Consider the following 18,876-nt stretch of genomic DNA (forward strand, 5'->3'; position numbering starts at 1 on the left):
GCACCGCGTAAAGGCCTCTCGCCAACAAGTTGGCTCCTACAGACTGATCTGCGCCTCTGCGGCCTCGACCACAATTATCCGCCGCTACTCATCCGCCGCCGCGCGCCGTTGACGGATGTCTCCAATGAGGCGGTTGATCAACTGTAGGAGCGAACTTGTTCGCGAGGCAGTGTTTCAGGCCCACCGGGTAAAGGCCTCTCGCCAACAAGTTGGCTCAGTAATGTGTCGGTCATTCCGGTTTCTCTAGCTCATCGACCAACGCCTTGAAAAACCTGGCGGCTTCACCTCCCGTTACGGCTCGATGATCGAAAGTCAGGGAGAGCGGCAGAATCGGATGCACGACCACCTGTCCGTCCACTGCCACCGGTTCTTCACGAATGCCTCCAGCACCGATGATCGCCACTTGCGGCGGCACCACGACCGGGTTGGCGTACCGACCGAACAGGGTGCCGAAGTTGGACAGTGTGATGGTCGCGCCCATCATTTCCCGAGGCGGAATCGAGCGGGCTTTGACATCTGCACGCAGCCTGCTCAGCCCCTCTTTCAAGTCCGCCGACTCGCGATGCCCTATATCGCGCAAGACTGGCACGAACAAACCGTCCGGCGTATCCACGGCGATACCGAGATCAAGGGTGTCATGGTGCTTGATCGACAACGACTTGCCGTCGAACCAACTGTTCAGCACAGGCTCGACCTTGCACGCGGACGCCATGGCCTTGCCAATGCGAATCAGCGGATCACGCGCTACGCCCCAGCGATGCAGGTCGGCATCGCCGAAGATCGTCACTGGCACCACTTCGGCATGGGATTTGGTCATATTGATCGCCATGCTGCGTCGCACGCCCCGAAGTTTCTCGCCGCCGAATTTATCGCGCTCGGCTTGCGAGGCTGCCTGCACATCCTCGCGGGTGATCAGGCCATCGTGGCCTGAACCACTCAGCGTGTTCAAACCCACACCCATCTGTCGTGCCAACTGCCTGACCGCTGGTGTCGCGCGAGTCGCAAGGTGTTCACGGGTTGAAGGCGCGGCACCGACAAAAAACTGATCGTCCTGGCTGCTCACCCCGCCTTCCAGCCGCCCGACTACGGTGCCAGCATCGCCCTCACCCTCAAACGCCATCAACGGCTCACCCACGTGCAGAATGTCGCCATCGCCACCGAAGACTTTCGCCACCACGCCGTCGTGTGGCGCAGGAATATCGACAAGCGCTTTGGCGGTTTCCACCGAGACCAGCAATTGGTCGGCCTTCACCGTATCCCCCGCCTTGACGTGCCACTCGACAATTTCCGCTTCCTGCAAACCTTCGCCCAGATCGGGCAGTTTGAAATATTTCATCGCAAGCCTCCTCGGGCCTCAGCTGAAATGCAGCACTTGGTCGCACGCGTGAAGAATGTCTTCGACGCTGGGGATGTATAGCTGTTCAAGCCGGTATAACGGCGGCGGAATGTCCGGCGCGGTGACGCGCTGAATCGGCGCCTGCAAATCAAGAAACACCCACTCGTAGAGGCTGGCAGCGATTTCCCCGCCCAAGCCACCGGAACGCGGCGCCTCATGCACGATCACGCAACGTCCGGTCTTGCGCACCGAGGCTTGCAGTGTGTCCAGATCCAGCGGTTTGACGCAGGCCACATCAATGACTTCCGCCGACACCCCCTGCTCGGCCAATGCATTCGCCGCTTGCAGGGTTTCATGCACGCTGGCGCCCCAACTGATCAGGGTAATGTCGCGGCCTTCGCGCAGGGTGAAACAACTGTCCAGCGGCAGACGCTTGCCATCATCGACCAGCCGCTGCGGGTTCATGCGGTACAGCCGCGTCGGCTCCAGGAAAATCACCGGATCGGGATCATCGATGGCTGCCAGCAGCAAGCCGTATGCGCGCGCGGGCGACGAGGGAATGATCACGCGCAAGCCCGGCACATGGGCGAACATCGCTTCGGTGCTTTCGCTGTGGTGCTCCGGCGCGCGAATCCCGGCGCCCATCGGTGTGCGCATGACCATCGGGCAACTCAAGCGCCCGCGTGTGCGATTACGCATTCGCGCCGCGTGGGACACCAGGTGCTCCATCGCGGCATAGATGAAGCCCATGAACTGGATTTCCACCACGGGCTTTAGCCCTTGCGCGGCCATGCCGACCACCAGCCCTCCGAGCATGGTTTCCGCCAGCGGAGAGTCGATCACTCGCTTGAAGCCAAAGGTCTCGCGCAGACCCTGTGTGGCACGAAATACTCCACCGTTAACGCCCACGTCCTCGCCCAGCACCACAACGTTTTCGTCCTCACTCATGGCGCGGTGCATCGCCAGGTTCACGGCGTCCAACAGGGTGAGTTTTTTATCGGTGACAGCGGACTCATTCACCATGATGTTCACCCCCATGACGACGAGCGACGCGCTCAAGGAACCATTCGCGCTGGTCCGCCAAGGGGGCAGGCCATTTGGCATAAACGTGATCGATCACCGACTCTGGGTCTTGATTACCTGCGCTGTCGAAGTTATCCACAGACTGCTGCACCCGGCCTTGGCATTCAGCAATCAGCGCCTGTTCGCGCTGTTCGTCCCACACGCCCTGACCGGCCATGAACGTTTGAAGGCGTTTGATCGGCTCTTCTTGCCAGGCTTGCTTGACCTCTTCGGCTGAGCGGTAACGCGTGGCGTCATCTGCAGTGGTGTGATCGCCCAATCGATAACTGAGGCATTCCAGTAACACCGGGCCTTTGCCTTTGCGCGCGCGTTCGAGGGCGATCTGCATGCGGTCGTAGACCGCGATGATGTCGTTGCCATCGACCTGCTCGCCATGGAAGCCCGCGCCGATGGCCTTCTGCGCCAAGGTCGGTGCGCCGCACTGAAGGCGCCGGGGCACAGAAATAGCCCATTGGTTGTTGTTGATCACGAACACCACCGGCAACTGCCAGGCGCCCGCAACGTTCAGCGCTTCAAGGAAATCGCCTTTGCTGGTGGCGCCGTCGCCGCAGGTTGTCACGGCAACGCGATGCTCGCCGCGAATCTTGAACGCACTGGCCACGCCGCAGGCATGCAGCGCTTGCGTGGCGATGGGCACGCACAATGGAAAATCCTGCGCCACGGCTGGCTCGGCGTAATCACTGCCGCGCTCATCGCCGCCCCAGTAAAGAAGGATTTCCTCCATGCGCACGCCACGCATCAATTGCACGGCGGTGTCGCGGTAATAGGGAATCAACACGTCTTCGGACTGCATCAGGCTACCAATCGCAACGCCGATAGCTTCTTGCCCCAACGTCGGCGCGTAGGTGCCGATGCGTCCGGTGCGCTGAAGGGCGACGGCTTTCTGGTCGAACAGCCGGGTCAGAACCATCTGCCGGTAAAGACGAGTAAGGAGATTGAAGTCATCGGCCCAAGGGGGAAGCGCTCCGGTCAGGCGACCGTCGGGAGCGAGATAACGGGTGTACGCAAGTTTGGTCTTGTTATTGGACATTGCACACTCCTTACACACGAGGGTAGATCGTGTGATGGTCAAGGCTCGCGGCTTGTGGCTGCGAGGTCACGCGAACAACGCCGGTGAGGCGTTTATTCGATATTCAACAGACGCTCTGCCAACTCATCGGCAACTCGCGCGGGTGAGCGCTTCTCTGCCTGTGCGTGGGCGAATACTTCAGTCAGTCGTTCCCCGATCTGGGCAAGATGAGAAGTGATTGTCTGTAGGGTTTCTCCTTGATGTTGAAGGGCGACATAAATCAGGCCCCCCGCGTTAATGACGTAATCGGGCGCGTACAGGATGCCGCGCGCCTCCAACTGATCAGCAATCGCCGGGCAACTCAGTTGATTATTCGCCCCGCCCGCCACCGCAGCGCAACGTAATTTGGTCACGCTATGGCTGTTGAGAATGCCACCCAGGCCGCAAGGCGCGAGAATGTCACAGGGCGTGCTGAGCAAGGCTTCGGTGGCGACAGGTTTGGCGCCGAACTGCTCCATGGCCAATTGAACTTTGCCACTGTCCAGATCACTGACCAACAATTCGGCGCCTGCGGCATGCAACTGTTCAGCTAACGCATAACCCACATGACCAAGGCCTTGAATGGCCACCCGCAAGCCCTCAAGATTTTCACTGCCCAAACGCGCCATGGCCGTCGTGCGAATACCGGCATAAAGGCCCATTGCGGTGTGCGGCGAAGGATCGCCTACTTCGGTGGTACTGGTGACGTGCTGGGTGTACTGGGCGATGCAATCCATGTCTTCGCTGGAGGTGCCGCTGTCGATGGCAGTGATGTAACGCCCATCGAGCGTCTGAACGAAACGTCCGAATGATTCGAACAAGGCAGAACGATCTGGCACATGAGCGGGACGCAGGATGACCGCTGTACCACCGCCCAGCGACAGGCCAGCCAGAACAGCCTTGTAGCTCATAATTCTAGCCAATTGGATAGCATCTTCTATAGCACTATGCTCATTTGGATAGGAAATGTAACGACAGCCGCCAAGCGCTGGTCCCTTTTGGCTACTGTGGATCGCGATCACTGCCTTAAGACAAGTGGGTGAATCAACGATCATGTGCAGCGACTGGACGCGTGAACTTTGCATGAGAGAGAACATTGACCGTACTCCCTATTTTTTGTATTGCGAGTATAGGCGCTGCCGCAGGAAATGACGGGGCGCTGCGGCACGTGGCGACGAGATGGCGTAGGGCAAGAGGCTTAATCAATAGCTGCCGAATCGACACTGGACGACACGTAGCAGAGGGGCTACAACAAGCCATGGGATGATTAATGTGCGGCCGCCTGATCCCGCTGGAGAAGTCGATGAACCCACGTAGCCAGTGCCTTGCTTGCCTGCAACGTACACCACCCTCGGTGTTCGAAGCGGGTCTTTGGATAGCCGTCGAACACGACGCCGGATGCGTGCCGAATCAGACCCTGGACGAAATAGACGAACTCACCCGTAAGATCAGTTCAGCACTGCCAATGCTGCCCGCCGCAGAGCTTGCACAGCCGATGCTGCGACAATTAGCGACACTCGGATTCCAGCAGGACGATGTGGCGCATCCAAAACCCCATTCGGCGTTATTGCACAAGGTGGTGCAGCGCCGTCGCGGGCAACCATTGGCGTTGGCGATCATCAGCCTGGAAATCGCCCGGCGCCTAGAGATCCCATTGGAGGGCGTTAACTTCCCAGGGCATTTTTTGCTGCGTGTCCCCGGTGCCGACCATTTGCTCGACTCATGCGGTGGTCGCAGGTTGTATCCCAGAGATTGCAGAGAACTGCTAATACGCCAGTTTGGCCCGGATATGCAACTCAAGGCCGAACACATGCGCACCGCCAGCGCCCAAGCCATACTGCAACGCCTGTCGCGCAACCTGCGGCATTTGCATCAGATCAACGACGATTTGCTGGCCTCACTCAAAGATGCAAATAGGGTGCTGGAACTCGGCGTGGGCAACACCACCGATTACCTGGTCCGCGCGAGTCTTTATCAGGCTCTTGAATGCCCCCAGGCCGAACGTTTCGACCTGGAGCATGCGTTGTTATTGAGCGATGATCCGGTGCAGAGATTGCGCTTGGAACAGAGAATCAGAACACTGCCTTCTGGACACGCGCTTCACTAGGCAAAACTCGGAATTGCTCGCGGTTCAGGCGTGCGCTGTTTTCTGGATACCTATTAATCTTCGAGGTAACGACCGCCCTATCCGTCTAGCATCCCGCCCGACGGTAACCTTCATGGACGGTCAAAAAAAGTAGCTAATATAATCGTCACGACGGTATGGATTATTCAATCTATATGTATTAAATGCCTACCTGCCAATGACGATTTCAGCAAGAAGATATGAAGCACGAATTAAGCTTTTTACTGGAACAAAACTCATACCCATGACAGATGAGCAACAGGATTGTTGCGCAACGAGTAACAGAGCATGTCAAAACCTGTGCTGTTTCAAATTACCTCTCCGGTCTATTATCGGCTCTGTTCCCTCGACGTTGATTTTGAAGCTCCTGAATTCAACGTTTTGTTTAAGCCACTACGATTGTAGTGGCTTTTTTTTGCCTGAATTCTGACGGCAGCACCGACATCGATACGACATCACGCTGAATTTTCTACAAAAATCATCCGGGAAAATTTTAAGAGACAATCAAAATAAGAAATTTCCCACTATATTATTAGCAATACTCCTACATAGACTTGTGATTAACCATGCCTTACCGAACGAACGCAGAAAAGCATTTGTCCCGGCTAATCATTCGAAAATCATGGAGATGAACAATGAACATATATATGCACTCGCAAGATACGGCAACGGCCAGTTTCGAGTGGTGCTGGATAACACAAAAGGAAGAAATCCTGCGCGCTACCGAAGCAGCTTTTCGGTTCATCTTTACTAAACATGCCTGAGCTTGCTTTTGCTTGCTCAGGCTTTAGTCTTTTAAGCTTTGATATTAACCAGCGCGCCGCCCCGATTTCGAGATGACTTTGCGAACTCCTCAAGTGCAAGCATTACAGATATATCTGTATTGAATTTAGTGACCGTATCTCTTGCATAATCATGCCCTTCCTTAATTTTTTTCTGAAGAACTTCCAGGTTTCTCTGAAAAAAAGCAAAAGCATCTACCACCTTGTCCTGGCTTATTTCGTTTCCGTCTGCGTCAAACTCAAGATCGATACCACTCAGTCCGCCTGCCGTTGCGTAATCAATCAACCCTAAATCAGCCAGCCGCCCCGCAATCTCTCTTAGCTCTCTATTCGTCGTCTTCCGCGGATCGAACCCCGTCAAATCCATATCAAACCCTTTGAGCTTGGTACCGTTGGAAATGCTGTCGTCTGCCCAATATTGCCGCATTTTCTGCTTGACGCTTTCTTCCTGAACTGTATAGCCCGAATCGGTTATAAAGCGCCGATCCAGTTTATCGCCATACGTACTGAGCCGCTGCTGAATTTGCAGATGATTCTGGTTCATGTGATCCCTCATGATTTTGCGCTGTATCCCCGCTATCGGAGAGACGCAGAAGATCTTGACGAGGACCCCGTTCAAACCAGGCGATATCAGTACGAAAGAGACAAGCCCTACATGAAGAAAAATAATTCTCCTACAAAAATGCCAACTTTATGCAAAGGGTTGGATGAGTGTTCAAACACTGCTTCAGGAGGCAGCAACCAGTTCGCGACAGGCACCCAGAGACGCACGAAAAGCGCTGTAGTGTCGCAATAGAAGCACTGGCGCCTCGGTATGCGGATAACGTCCGATGCCGTGAAGCAGAACGGTATCAGGGTTGGGGATCAGCTCGCTGTAGCGCTGGACCATGTGCGAACCAGACACAGGGTCGGCGGCGCCGTTGATAAGCTTGAGCGGCACCTGATTTTGCTGCATCGCCGACACCCAGCGTTCACGCTGCTGGATACGCTCCGGGATGTAATTGATCAGGCGGTGGAGGATTCGCGGGCCACTGTTGGCCGCGATCAGGCTCCAGAAGTCATCCAGTTCACTCTCACTGGGACGCGTATCGACACCGAAGATACGGCTGAAATCCTTGTCCAGGCTGGCACGATCAAATACTCGGCCAATCATCCAGCCAACCGGGCTGAGGAGCAGCTTTTGAATAAACAAGGCGCGGTGGGTTTCCGGGAACAGGCCGCCGTTGAGGAACACGCAACTGGCGAGCTCAAAGGTCTGTTCACAATGTCGCGCCAACAACTCCTGCGCCACGCTGTCGCCATAATCATGAGCCAGCACATGCACCGGCTGGTCAATCTGCAAGTGCGCCAACAACGCTTGTTGCAAATCGGCCTGCTCCACAAGGCTGTACTTATGATCACGCGGTTTGGCCGAATCGCCAAAACCGAGCATGTCGCAGGCGATCACCCGATACCGCTGCGCCAGGGGTTGCCACAGATAATTCCAGTCCCAGCTCGCCGTTGGGAAGCCATGAATCAATAGCAATGGCTCGCCCTGCCCGGCCACCCAATAACGAATGGTCTGCCCGCGAAACACCAACTCGTGCCCGCGCTTGCGCCATACCGACAATGGGATTTCGGCGATTCTCATTACGCTGCGTAGCCTGGAGAACATTGATCGAGTTTGCGCAGCAGCGCCGGCCACGCGAGCAGACCGCCCAAGCCTTCTGCACTGCGTGTCACGCCTGCAATCATTGCTTTTGCGCCCGCCAGAATCGGTCCGCCAATAGGGATCAGCTCAGCCCCTGCGCCTTGCGCCAGCACTTGGATTTCACAGGCTCGCTGGAAGGTGAACATCATCAGGAAAGTGTCAGCAATGGTGCCGCCACAGGTCAGCAGTCCATGGTTGTTGAGCATCAAAAAGTTGTGAGTGCCCAAGTCTGCCTGCAAGCGGGCTTTCTCTTCGTGATTCAGCGCGACGCCTTCATACGCGTGATAGGCAAGACTCGAAAGGACGAACAACGACTGCTGGCTGATGGGCAACACCCCCTGCTTCTGCGCCGAAACCGCCACACCCGCAGCAGTGTGCGTGTGCAGGACGCAGGTCACGTCGTGACGCACTTCATGCACGGCACTGTGAATGGTGTAGCCGGCCGGATTGATATCGTAGGGGCTGTCCATCAATTTTTTGCCGGACTGATCGACCTTGACCAGGCTGGACGCGGTGATCTCATGAAACATCAGCCCGAACGGGTTGATCAGAAAGTCTTCTGTGCCAGGCACCTTGGCCGAAATGTGGGTGAAGATCAGATCGTCCCAGCCATGCATGGCGACCAATCGATAGCATGCAGCCAAATCCACGCGTGTTTGCCACTCCGCGGCGCTGACCTGATCCTTCACGTTGTGTTCGGCACTGACGGAGGCCTCTGCGTTCTGCAGCACCCGGGCAATATTCATGATGGCAGCTCCTCGGCGATTTTCTTGCTCTAAGGTTGAGCAGTCTAGCCAGCGAAGACATCGCCGCTAGTCGCCTTCGCAGCCACGTTAATGGCTTGCCGGGTCAGTCGTAGGGAAATGGCTCTGGGACGACGGTCTCAGAGTAAGTACACAAGCAATGGCGCAGCAAACAGGTTGAGCAAACCGGTAAGGACCATGACCAATCCGGCCACTGAACCTTCTTCGCCGCCCACTTCGCGCGCGCGACTGACCCCGGCACCGTGAGCCCCCACCCCCAACAACGCGCCGCGCGCCAATGCCGAACGCAGCGGCAACCATTTCAACAGCACCCCGCCCAATGCCGCACCGAAAACACCGGTACACATCACGAACACAGCAGTGAGTTCAGGTACACCGCCCAGATCATGCGCCAGCGGCATGGCAAATGGCGTGGTGATCGAACGGGGTACCAAAGAAAGTACCACTGAAGGGTCCAGCGCCAACGCTTTGGAAAGTCCAAACGAACTGCCAATCGAGGCTGCGCTACCCGCGAGCATACCAATCAGCAGCGCGGGCCAGTGACGACTCAGCAACGCCCGCTGTTGCCAAATAGGCACGGCGAAAGCAACGGTGACCGGCCCTAACAGCAGCATCAGCCAATGGGTGTTGGTTGAGTACTCGGCGTAGGCGGTATGCAAAGGTACGGCCACTAACAGCAATACGGCGGGCACCAGAATCAATGGTGAAAGAACATAACGGCCAGTGCGACGGTAGGCCCAGCGACTCAACAGGTACGTCAGGACAGTCAACAGCAGCCAGAACACCGGCATGGGTTCAAATTTCATGATCTGCCCTCCTTGGGCCGCTCTTTCCAGCGACAGACTGTCTCCACGGTAAACGCTGTGACCAGCATGACGGTGAACGTGCTCAGGCCGATCACCAACATGATTCGCCAACCGTCATGACGTACCAGCGCGCCGTAATCGAGCAAACTCATCAATGGAGGAATGAAGAACAGCAGCATTTCCGCGACCAGCAAACTGGACGCCAATTGTAATGACGCCGGCTTGATCAAACCGGACGCAAAAGCCAGCAGCAAAAGCGCAAGACCGATCACTCCACCGGGAATCGGCCAGTTGAACCACATCGCGATTTCGCAGCCGAGCTGATAAATCGCCAGTAGAGCGAGCAGCTCCAGCACTAATCGAGCAAGGTATTGCAAACGTTTCATCGTCTTTCGCCCCTCTTTGAATGCAGTCTAAAGAAAGTCGATTCATCTCAAAAACGAATTGTTAGACTCATAGCAATTCTATTCTGGAATGACAACGATCAGAATCGCCCTCACACTTTTTCGAGATCGCGTAACGATGGAATTCAAACAGCTGCGCACCTTTATAGAAGTCATACGCCAGGGCGGCTTCACTGCCGCCGCGAAGAACTTGTACGTCAGCCAGTCGGCGGTCAGCAAACAGGTGGCGCAGTTGGAAGAGAGCCTGGGGGTCATGCTACTTGATCGACAGGGCTCACAGATCAGGCTGACCGCAGCCGGGAAGGTCGTCCAGCAACGGGCGGAAGAAATGCTGCTGCTTCACCGCAGCCTGGTTCGTGAGTTGGATGATCTAAGCCAACTGGCACGAGGAGAATTGCGCCTCGGATTGCCAATGCTGGGCAGCGATACGCTGTTTGCCAAACTGTTCGCTGAATACCGCAAGCGTTATCCCAACGTGACTATCCATTTGCTGGAGGGTGGAAGCCGGGCGATTGAGCAAGCGGTCATGAGTGGCGAAGTTGAACTGGGCGGCGGCCTCACGCCGGACGATCCGGTATTCGCCTGGCAGCCCTTTTGCGACGAGCCACTGGACGCGCTGCTACCAGCCAGTCATCCGTTGGCGCACCTGAAGGAGATCGAACTCAGTCAATTGGCCGACACCCCCTTTCTGCTCTATCAACGCAGTTTTATGCTCAATGACAGATTGTTGCAGGCCTGCCAGCAGGTTGGTTTCACACCAAAGGAAGGCGGCCGCAGCGGTCAGGCGGATTTCCTGGCGGCGCTGGCAGCGGCCGGACAAGGCGTGGTGTTACTGCCCCAAGTGGTTGCCCGCGCACTGGTCAGGCCCGGCGTGGTACACATGACGTTGAAGGCACCGGCCATGCTGCGTTGGGACATCGCGTTCATCTGGCGCGAAGGCGCTTACCTGTCCAGCGCAGCGCAGGCATGGCTGGCGCTGCTACGGGAATGATTACGCCAGCGCCAGAGCGCCCAGTCAGGCCTGGAGATGACCGACGAAGACAGCGAGCCAAGGTTCTGCGTCACTTTCTGGGGTGACCGTTTCACTGGCATCCAGGCGCAACATATCAAGCACTTCCCGGATACCCAGTTCGGCAAACAACTCGCGCATCTGCTCACCGCCAGCGCAAAAAGTGTCGCCGTAACTGGCATCGCCCAAGCCGATCACGCCACCTGGCAGCCCACGCCAGGCAGCAGGCAAGACATCGCGGATGTGCGAATAGATCGGCTGAATGTTGTCTGGAAGCTCACCCATCCCAGTGGTCGAGGTCACGGCCAGAAAGGCTTGGGGCTCGAATGCCTGAAGTTCAGCGAGAGTGATACGCGGGTTGTGCAAGACCTCATGGCCAGCAGCCTTGATGATTGTCTCGGCGTGCCGGGCGACTTCTTCGGCCGAACCATAGACTGACCCCGAAAGGATGGCGACTTTCATTGTGTAATCCTGTGGCAGAGTAAAAACGTCCGGCATTATGCCCCACCAGGACGCAATGTCTTAGAATGCAAGCTTCGCCACCTGCTTCGGAAACAACCTCATGATCAGTGCAAAACTGCTGCAGTTAGTGATCGACGCTTCCAACGATGGGATCGTCGTGGCCGAGCAAGAAGGCGATGACAACATTCTGATTTACGCCAACAAGGCTTTCGAAAAGCTGACCGGGTTCTCCTGTGACGACATCCTTTATCAAGATTGCCGTTTCCTACAAGGTGATGACCGCCAGCAAACCGGGCTCAAGGTGATTCGCGAAGCCATTGCCAATAGCCAACCCTGTCGCCAGGTGCTGCGAAACTATCGCAAGGACGGCACAGAGTTTTGGAATGAGCTGTCAATTACGCCCGTGTTTAACGACGCAGAGAAACTCATGTATTTCATCGGCATCCAAAAAGACGTTACTGAGCAGGTCGAGGCACAACAAAAGGTTGTCCAACTGCAGTCTGAACTGGAGCAAGCTCGATCAGAAATTATCGAACTGAAGGAACAGATTGGCTAGACTGACGAACGGCGGCAACCTGTCACGGAATTTATTGTCTGCTTTCTCAATAACCGTTTAATCGAGCTCGATTATGCAGCGCGACACTATCCTGACCCAGGATGAGCTGGATTTTATCCAGAACATGCAACACAACCCCAAGCTCAATCTGCGCGATCAATCACGCAGCCTTGTGGTAAACGGTGGCGTGCAAATTCAAGACCTGTTGACCCGACTCGCGGCTCACGAGCAGGTCACCATTCAAGCGCAATTCGACAACCAGCAGATGACCTTTCCGCTGCATCTTGTGGAAGACGAATTCCATGCCCTGCACCTTGAACTAGGCGCTCCAAGCATTTTTGAAGAAGGCCCACGAATTCGTCCGTGGCGCCTCACGCTGTCTGAACCTGTGGCACTGGAAACCGAAAAAGGCTCGTTGACCGCGCTCTGGGTTCACGAAATATCGTTCAAAGGTATCTTGCTGGAAATCCGCAAGCAGACCAAACCACCGAAGTATTTTTCAGCCTGGTTCACCCCTGTGGGACTCGCGCCCATTGCCCTGCGCGGCACGTTCGAACGCCTGACCGAGCAGGGTCTTGCGGCCTATCGCTTGAGTCAGAACAGCAAAGAAGACACCGAGCGGCTGCGCCAGTACATCCTTCAGGAACATCGTAAGATCCACCCGTTGATGCATTTGTAGGGGCGCGTTCTGCGCAGTTGCAAGCTGTAAGCCAAAAGCACAACCACCACGACCCCGCTTGAAGCTCGCAACTTACAGCTACATCTATGAATCCAACCGATCCGCCAAAAACTGCTGCAAGCGCCGTCGCATGACGACCGCGTCGCTGCCAAGGCACGCAATGGGCGAGCCTTCCAGACTTTCCTGCGCCAGATCCGCCACGTCACCGGCCAATAACAACGGACAATACAAACCCAGCCCCAGACGAATCAACCGCCTGGCTAAATCAGCTGTGGGTGGATGGTTGGAAAAAATCACCAGTGCATCGGGCTTCATTTTGCCGCACACCAGGCTCAGTTCCTCAAGCGGCTGCCCTGGGGCCAAGGTAACAATTGCGGTATCGGCGTTGCTCATCAACAAACCCGCCACCCACAGTTCAAGCTCTCGGCATTGTCCCGGGAGCCCCGTCAGCACAACGCGCCGCTCGGTCAACGCATTCGATAACTGCAATCGCTGCAACGTCCGCCCACGCAAGAAGCTGTCGAGGAACAGCCACTCACTGGTCTGACCGAATTGTTCGTGATGCACAGTAAATTCGCGCCACACCGGCATCAGGATGTCCTGAAACACCTGCGTGATCGGGTAGCTGGAGAATATCTGACCATAAAGCTGTTCAAGACGGCGCTCGTCGAAGTCATTGACGGCACGTCGCAGTTGTACCTGCCACTCGTCCCATTCGCCAGTGGCGATGTCGGCATGAACGGCTTGAGTTTCAGCCCGGGCGATCTGCGACTTGGCGAGGATCTTTGCGACCTTGCTGACCGCAACCCCGCGCTCAATCCAACTGAGAATACTGCGCACATCGTCGATGTCAGTCTGTGAATACAGACGATGACCACTCTCGGTACGCGTCGGTTGAATCAAGCCATAGCGACGTTCCCATGCTCTGAGCGTCACCGGGTTGATGCCAGTCAGACGCGACACTTCACGGATCGGAAACAGTTCTTCCTGCTGCAGCGCTTCGGCGACCGCATGGCGGTTCAGGAGCTCGGTCATAGATCTGGTGTCACTCGTAGGCAATGCACGCATTGTACCTTCGCCGTCCGGCATATAAGCGACTGGCCCGACAAAGTCTTCTGGCTTTCCTAAGGGATTCAGGAATAATCCTTGCTTGCTTTTTCCAGCAAAGCTGACGCAGCGCCACCACCCCGGCGGTTCGCCATGTGATTTCCCTACCCGGGAACCTCACTCGTTTATCGGAGATACACAATGTCTACCTCACCCGTCACGCTGATGGTTGCCCGTCGCGTCGCCCATGGCCGCTATCAGGAACTGATGACCTGGCTGCATGAAGGCGAACAACTTGCTACAGACTTCCCCGGTTATCTGGGCTCAGGTGTGCTTGCCCCGCCGCCCAACGATGACGAATTCCAGATTATTTTCCGCTTCGCCGACGAAGCCACTATGCATGCCTGGGAGCACTCTGCGTCGCGGCGCTCCTGGTTGGTGCGTGGCCGCGGGCTGTTCGCCGCACCTTCCGAACACCGTGTGAAGGGTATCGACGGCTGGTTCGGCGCCCTGGGTCAGCGCCCGCCGCGCTGGAAACAGACTGTGGCGATCTGGCTGGCGTTCTTCCCGGTGTCGCTGATCTTCAACTTTGTTCTGGGCCCACTGCTGGGGCAACTGGAGTTGCTGCCGCGAATCATGATCAGCACACTGATCCTTACGCCGCTGATGGTGTTCTGGTTTATCCCCTTGTCGACACACTTACTCGCGTCCTGGCTGCACAGTACGCCGCCAGCGCCGACACGGCCTGCTGAGTCGGCACCTACTCGTTGATCGCCTCGCCGAAAAACTGAGTTCCGAAGGCCATGATCAGCCCTGAAAAACGCTGCCTTATCACGCCAGATCGCAGCCTTCGGCAACGCCTACAGGCCAAGTGTCATCCCGCACTTGATGGCATACCTAACACGCTTGCTACCCGCCCCGTTGTACACCTACTCCCACTTGGTATAACTTCGCCGCAGGTATTTGCTGCTTGATGGCGTATTGAAAGCAACCCACTTGTCGCTTCAGCGTCGCCATTGAGCTATCCGTTCACTTTCCCCACCTGACACACGAGCAGCCCATGGCGTCTTCCCCTGCCCCCGTCCTGATCACTGGAGCCAGCCAGCGTGTCGGTCTGTATTGCGCAGAACGTATGCTCGCCGACGGCCATGCTGTGATCATCAGCTACCGCACTGATCGCCCAGGCGTACAACGCTTACGGGAACTGGGGGCCATCGCTATTCATGGAGATTTCTCGTCACAAGACAGCATTCTCGACTTCATCGCTGAGCTGAAAACACACACCGACTGCCTGCGCGCCATCGTACACAACGCCTCGCAATGGCTCGCTGAAACCCAAGGCGACGAAGGCGATGTATTCCTGCGTATGTTCAACGTTCATATGCTGGCGCCCTATCTGATCAACCTGCATTGCGCCGAGTTGTTGCATCGCTCACAAACGGCCGACATTATCCACATTGGTGACGACGTCACGCGCAAAGGCAGCAGCAAGCACATCGCCTACTGCGCCAGCAAAGCAGGGCTGGACAATCTGACGCTGTCGTTTGCGGCCCGCTTCGCACCGAAAATCAAAGTCAACGGTATCTCCCCGGCGATGCTGATGTTTCAACCCGACGACGACGCGGCGTACCGCGCCCGCACGCTGGCCAAATCCGCACTGGGCATCGAACCCGGCGCCGAGGTGATCTACCAGAGCCTGCGCTATCTGCTGGAAAACCCATACGTTACCGGCACAACCCTGACTGTAAACGGTGGACGGCACATCAAGTGAGCCGCCCCGAGGATTTCTTTAATGACCCTGTCACTGCCACAGCACTACCGCGAAATTCTCGTCGGTCTAGGTGAAGACCCGGACCGTGAGGGCCTGCTCGACACCCCAAAACGCGCCGCCAAAGCGATGCAGTATTTGTGTCACGGGTACGACCAGACCATTGAAGAGATCGTCAATGGCGCGCTGTTCGCGTCAGACAACGACGAGATGGTGATCGTCAAAGACATCGAGCTGTATTCGCTGTGTGAACACCACCTGCTGCCGTTCATTGGTAAAGCCCATGTGGCGTATATTCCCACGGGTAAGGTGTTGGGATTGTCGAAGATCGCACGGATCGTCGACATGTTTGCCCGCCGCCTGCAAATTCAGGAAAACCTCACCCGGCAAATCGCCGACGCCATTCAGGAAGTCACCAACGCCGCAGGCGTCGCCGTAGTCATCGAGGCCAAGCACATGTGCATGATGATGCGCGGCGTCGAAAAGCAGAATTCGACCATGAATACCTCAGTCATGCTGGGCGCCTTCCGTGACCTGGCGACCACTCGGATGGAATTCCTGCAACTGATCGGACGGAGTAAATAATCCATGGCAAGACTTGAACCAGGCACCGCGCGTATTCGGGTCAAGGACCTGTGCCTGCGCACTTACATCGGTATCAATGAGGATGAGATTCTCAACAAGCAGGACGTGCTGATCAATCTGACGATTCTGTACGCAGCACAGGAAGCAGTCCGCGACAACGACATCGATCACGCGCTGAACTACCGAACCATCACCAAGGCCATCATTGTTCACGTAGAAAGCAACCGCTTCGCGCTGCTGGAGCGTTTGACCCAGGAAGTGCTGGATCTGGTGATGGGCCATGAGGCCGTGAGGTACGCCGAAGTTGAGGTCGACAAACCGCATGCGTTGCGGTTTGCAGAGTCTGTGTCGATTACCCTCGCCGCTGAGCGCTGAAATATCTGCTTTTGATGCGGGTCGGCAGAAGCATGCGGGGCTCACAACCCGTTGCCCACCGACCCCTTCACTCTTATCATCCGCCCCATCATTTTCCGCACAGAGCCCGTCATGACCGAGCAAGAACGTCTCGAACTCGAAGCCGCGTCCTTCCGCCGTCTGGTCGCGCACCTGGACAGCCGCAAGGATGTCCAGAACATCGACCTGATGAACCTCGCCGGCTTTTGTCGCAACTGCCTGTCAAAGTGGTACAAGGCCGCCGCTGACGAAAAGCAGATCGACATCAGCCTGGACGACGCCCGCGAAGTGGTCTACGGCATGCCGTACAGCGAGTGGAAAGCCATGTATCAGAAAGAAGCCAGCGCCGGGCAGCAAGCCGCGTTCGCCAAGGAAAAAAAGCATGACTGACCTGAATACCCTGCGCGTCCGCTTGCGCAGTGGCGAACATGCGTTCGCCGATACCCTGTCGTTTGTCGCCGAGCATTACGATTACCAACCGCAGGCGTTCAACAATGGCGGCGTCGAAAATGCAGCCGGGCAGAACGAAGGCTCATGCAAGACCTTAGGGCTGGCGTTACTTGAGGGCTTGAGCGATGAAGAAGCACTGCTGGCGTTCGGTGAGCATTATCGGTCTGTACAAGCCACGCCAGAAGGTAGCGATCACGGCAATATTCGGGCGTTGATTGCCAATGGCCTGGCGGGAGTCAGATTCAGCTCTGAACCGCTGACACGTAAAGCCTGATTTATATCAAACGTTTGTAGGAGATCGTCCGTCGTCCAGAAGCCGCGCTGTCGCGCAGCAAACACGGGCCTGTAGATACTCGGTTCCCGGTCAAGTTTTCAGCAGGTTTTTTTCGCTGAAAAGCTTGGCCGTATCAAATGCTTCACCGCTGCGCAGGGTGAATGTCTTCAATGTGGCGGGTGATCAGTGGTAGGAGCGCGGCTTGTCCCGCGACCTGGCGCGCAGCGGCAGTAAACTCGGTATACGCAATCTACCGGTCCCACCGCATGTGCAAGTTTACGACGGGCTCCCCGCCGGTCGCGGGGCAAGCCCGGCTCCTACAGAAAATCTATTTTATTCAGATAGTTATAGCGTGTTTGATGAGAGCGAACTTGTTCGCGAAGCACTGTATTTGACTCACCCCGCCTCGCCAACAAGTGGGCTCCTACGAAAAATATGTCGCTTTACGCAGACACAAAAAAACCGGCCAAGCCGGTTTTTTTGCTTAAGGGCGCAGGTCAGAGCGATACGTTCGCCAAACCATCCAGATACCGCTCAACATCCAATGCAGCCATGCAACCTGCACCGGCGGAAGTGATCGCCTGACGATACACGTGGTCAGCCACGTCTCCCGCCGCAAAAACCCCTTCAACGCTGGTGGCTGTCGCATTCCCTTCTCGGCCGCCTTGAACAACCATGTAACCGTCTTTCAGCGCCAGTTGGCCGTCGAACAACGAAGTATTCGGCGTGTGGCCAATAGCGATGAACACACCGTCGACTTTTAACTCGGCAAAGCTGCCATCGTTGTTCTTCAAGCGCGCACCGATCACGCCCATGTCATCGCCCAACACTTCGTCCAGGGTCGCGTTGAGTTTGAGTTCGATCTTGCCCTCAGCCACACGTGCGTGCAGCTTGTCGATCAGAATCTTCTCAGCGCGGAAGGTTTCGCGGCGGTGAACCAAAGTCACTTTGCTGGCGATGTTGGCCAGGTAAAGCGCTTCCTCAACAGCGGTGTTACCGCCGCCAACCACAGCGACTTCGCGATTACGATAGAAGAAGCCGTCGCAAGTCGCACAGGCCGAAACGCCTTTGCCCATGAAGGTTTCTTCGGACGGCAAGCCCAGGTAACGAGCGCTAGCGCCGGTGGCGATGATCAGCGCATCGCAGGTGTAGGTGCCGTTGTCACCCTTGAGGCTGAACGGTTTGCCAGCCAGATCGACGGCATTGATGTGATCGAAAACGATCTCGGTCTCGAAACGTTCTGCGTGTTCACGCATGCGGTCCATCAGCACCGGGCCGGTCAGGCCATGCGGGTCGCCGGGCCAGTTATCGACTTCGGTCGTGGTGGTCAGTTGGCCACCAGACTGCATGCCCGTGATCAACAATGGCTTGAGGTTGGCGCGGGCCGCATAGACCGCAGCACTGTATCCGGCGGGGCCGGAGCCGAGAATAATCACTCGGGAATGACGTACATCGGACATGACACACTCCTATCGACCGGCCATCGTGACGTAAGGTCGTAGTTACCTGGGTCGAAAAGCCGGCGAACCGGCAGGGATAAAAAAATCGGCGAAAGCATTTGGCGCGATTAATAAGGTCAAAAGTTGCGCGCAAGCTTATCGAGGCAACAGAGATT

General features: G+C 56.4%; 22 protein-coding genes. 10 read left to right on the forward strand and 12 right to left on the reverse strand.

Translation table 11 applies throughout. The features are described from left to right. Positions 1 to 229: 229 nt before the first annotated feature. The 4 genes from VGC62_RS10980 to VGC62_RS10995 form a co-directional block, all read right to left on the reverse strand. Positions 230 to 1,336 carry a dihydrolipoamide acetyltransferase family protein gene (locus VGC62_RS10980; RefSeq protein ID WP_331187104.1) on the reverse strand — a complete coding sequence of 369 codons (1,107 nt, stop codon included), beginning with the start codon at positions 1,334 to 1,336 and terminating at the stop codon, positions 230 to 232. An 18-nt stretch (positions 1,337 to 1,354) separates the two neighbouring features. Next, entirely contained in the window at positions 1,355 to 2,359 is a 1,005-nt protein-coding gene (locus VGC62_RS10985) for an alpha-ketoacid dehydrogenase subunit beta (protein WP_331187105.1), read from the reverse strand. Further along, the gene (gene pdhA, locus VGC62_RS10990; RefSeq protein WP_331187106.1) at positions 2,349 to 3,449 is read right to left on the reverse strand and encodes a pyruvate dehydrogenase (acetyl-transferring) E1 component subunit alpha; all 1,101 of its coding nucleotides are present in this window, start codon (positions 3,447 to 3,449) and stop codon (positions 2,349 to 2,351) included. Before pdhA ends, VGC62_RS10985 begins: the two co-directional genes overlap by 11 nt. A gap of 92 nt (positions 3,450 to 3,541) precedes the next feature. After that, entirely contained in the window at positions 3,542 to 4,564 is a 1,023-nt protein-coding gene (locus VGC62_RS10995; protein WP_331187107.1) for a Glu/Leu/Phe/Val dehydrogenase family protein, read from the reverse strand. A 206-nt stretch (positions 4,565 to 4,770) separates the two neighbouring features. Between VGC62_RS10995 and VGC62_RS11000 the strand changes: the two genes are divergently transcribed. Next, positions 4,771 to 5,574 (forward strand): SirB1 family protein, encoded by an 804-nt coding sequence (locus VGC62_RS11000; protein ID WP_331187108.1) that lies wholly within the window; start codon positions 4,771 to 4,773, stop codon positions 5,572 to 5,574. Positions 5,575 to 6,387: 813 nt separating this feature from the next. Here the strand turns inward: VGC62_RS11000 and VGC62_RS11005 are convergent. The 5 genes from VGC62_RS11005 to VGC62_RS11025 form a co-directional block, all read right to left on the reverse strand. Further along, on the reverse strand, positions 6,388 to 6,918 hold the full coding sequence (locus VGC62_RS11005; RefSeq protein WP_331187109.1) for a hypothetical protein: 531 nt from the start codon (positions 6,916 to 6,918) through the stop codon (positions 6,388 to 6,390). 183 nt (positions 6,919 to 7,101) lie between these two features. Next, a complete protein-coding gene (locus VGC62_RS11010; RefSeq protein ID WP_331187110.1) occupies positions 7,102 to 8,004 on the reverse strand; it encodes an alpha/beta hydrolase in 903 nt (300 codons plus the stop codon). Beyond that, the gene (locus VGC62_RS11015) at positions 8,004 to 8,810 is read right to left on the reverse strand and encodes a class II aldolase/adducin family protein (protein ID WP_331187111.1); all 807 of its coding nucleotides are present in this window, start codon (positions 8,808 to 8,810) and stop codon (positions 8,004 to 8,006) included. The genes VGC62_RS11010 and VGC62_RS11015 overlap by 1 nt, the downstream gene beginning before the upstream one ends. A gap of 137 nt (positions 8,811 to 8,947) precedes the next feature. After that, entirely contained in the window at positions 8,948 to 9,634 is a 687-nt protein-coding gene (locus tag VGC62_RS11020; RefSeq protein WP_331187112.1) for an LrgB family protein, read from the reverse strand. Next, positions 9,631 to 10,020 carry a CidA/LrgA family protein gene (locus VGC62_RS11025; protein ID WP_331187113.1) on the reverse strand — a complete coding sequence of 130 codons (390 nt, stop codon included), beginning with the start codon at positions 10,018 to 10,020 and terminating at the stop codon, positions 9,631 to 9,633. Before VGC62_RS11025 ends, VGC62_RS11020 begins: the two co-directional genes overlap by 4 nt. Before the next feature lie 136 nt (positions 10,021 to 10,156). Between VGC62_RS11025 and VGC62_RS11030 the strand changes: the two genes are divergently transcribed. Next, the gene (locus VGC62_RS11030) at positions 10,157 to 11,029 is read left to right on the forward strand and encodes a LysR family transcriptional regulator (protein WP_331187114.1); all 873 of its coding nucleotides are present in this window, start codon (positions 10,157 to 10,159) and stop codon (positions 11,027 to 11,029) included. 24 nt (positions 11,030 to 11,053) lie between these two features. Here VGC62_RS11030 and VGC62_RS11035 read toward each other — a convergent pair whose 3' ends face one another. Next, entirely contained in the window at positions 11,054 to 11,509 is a 456-nt protein-coding gene (locus VGC62_RS11035) for a flavodoxin (RefSeq protein ID WP_331187115.1), read from the reverse strand. Between the two features lie 100 nt (positions 11,510 to 11,609). Between VGC62_RS11035 and VGC62_RS11040 the strand changes: the two genes are divergently transcribed. Next, positions 11,610 to 12,065 (forward strand): PAS domain-containing protein, encoded by a 456-nt coding sequence (locus VGC62_RS11040; RefSeq protein ID WP_331187116.1) that lies wholly within the window; start codon positions 11,610 to 11,612, stop codon positions 12,063 to 12,065. 73 nt (positions 12,066 to 12,138) lie between these two features. Beyond that, a complete protein-coding gene (locus VGC62_RS11045; RefSeq protein WP_331187117.1) occupies positions 12,139 to 12,744 on the forward strand; it encodes a hypothetical protein in 606 nt (201 codons plus the stop codon). An 84-nt stretch (positions 12,745 to 12,828) separates the two neighbouring features. On the opposite strand, the gene VGC62_RS11050 is transcribed toward VGC62_RS11045, so the two are convergent. Beyond that, positions 12,829 to 13,779, reverse strand: a complete 951-nt coding sequence (locus VGC62_RS11050; protein WP_331187118.1) for a MerR family transcriptional regulator — start codon at positions 13,777 to 13,779, stop codon at positions 12,829 to 12,831. A gap of 213 nt (positions 13,780 to 13,992) precedes the next feature. On the opposite strand from VGC62_RS11050, the gene VGC62_RS11055 reads away from it, so the two are divergent. The 6 genes from VGC62_RS11055 to VGC62_RS11080 all read left to right on the forward strand — a co-directional run bounded on the left by VGC62_RS11055 (position 13,993) and on the right by VGC62_RS11080 (position 17,261). Then, the gene (locus tag VGC62_RS11055) at positions 13,993 to 14,562 is read left to right on the forward strand and encodes an antibiotic biosynthesis monooxygenase (protein WP_331187119.1); all 570 of its coding nucleotides are present in this window, start codon (positions 13,993 to 13,995) and stop codon (positions 14,560 to 14,562) included. A 289-nt stretch (positions 14,563 to 14,851) separates the two neighbouring features. Beyond that, a complete protein-coding gene (gene folM / locus VGC62_RS11060; RefSeq protein ID WP_331187120.1) occupies positions 14,852 to 15,562 on the forward strand; it encodes a dihydromonapterin reductase in 711 nt (236 codons plus the stop codon). 21 nt (positions 15,563 to 15,583) lie between these two features. After that, positions 15,584 to 16,144: a GTP cyclohydrolase I FolE gene (gene folE / locus VGC62_RS11065; RefSeq protein WP_331187121.1), complete on the forward strand. Its 561-nt coding sequence runs from the start codon at positions 15,584 to 15,586 to the stop codon at positions 16,142 to 16,144. Positions 16,145 to 16,147: 3 nt separating this feature from the next. Then, the gene (gene folX / locus VGC62_RS11070) at positions 16,148 to 16,519 is read left to right on the forward strand and encodes a dihydroneopterin triphosphate 2'-epimerase (RefSeq protein ID WP_331187122.1); all 372 of its coding nucleotides are present in this window, start codon (positions 16,148 to 16,150) and stop codon (positions 16,517 to 16,519) included. Positions 16,520 to 16,630: 111 nt separating this feature from the next. After that, positions 16,631 to 16,927: a DUF1244 domain-containing protein gene (locus VGC62_RS11075; protein WP_331187123.1), complete on the forward strand. Its 297-nt coding sequence runs from the start codon at positions 16,631 to 16,633 to the stop codon at positions 16,925 to 16,927. Next, positions 16,920 to 17,261 carry a HopJ type III effector protein gene (locus VGC62_RS11080; protein WP_331187124.1) on the forward strand — a complete coding sequence of 114 codons (342 nt, stop codon included), beginning with the start codon at positions 16,920 to 16,922 and terminating at the stop codon, positions 17,259 to 17,261. The genes VGC62_RS11075 and VGC62_RS11080 overlap by 8 nt, the downstream gene beginning before the upstream one ends. A gap of 497 nt (positions 17,262 to 17,758) precedes the next feature. On the opposite strand, the gene trxB is transcribed toward VGC62_RS11080, so the two are convergent. Then, positions 17,759 to 18,721 (reverse strand): thioredoxin-disulfide reductase, encoded by a 963-nt coding sequence (trxB, locus tag VGC62_RS11085; protein WP_331187125.1) that lies wholly within the window; start codon positions 18,719 to 18,721, stop codon positions 17,759 to 17,761. Between the last annotated feature and the right edge of the window lie 155 nt (positions 18,722 to 18,876).

It is taken from the genome of Pseudomonas sp. (genome assembly GCF_036404235.1).
GTDB lineage: Bacteria > Pseudomonadota > Gammaproteobacteria > Pseudomonadales > Pseudomonadaceae > Aquipseudomonas.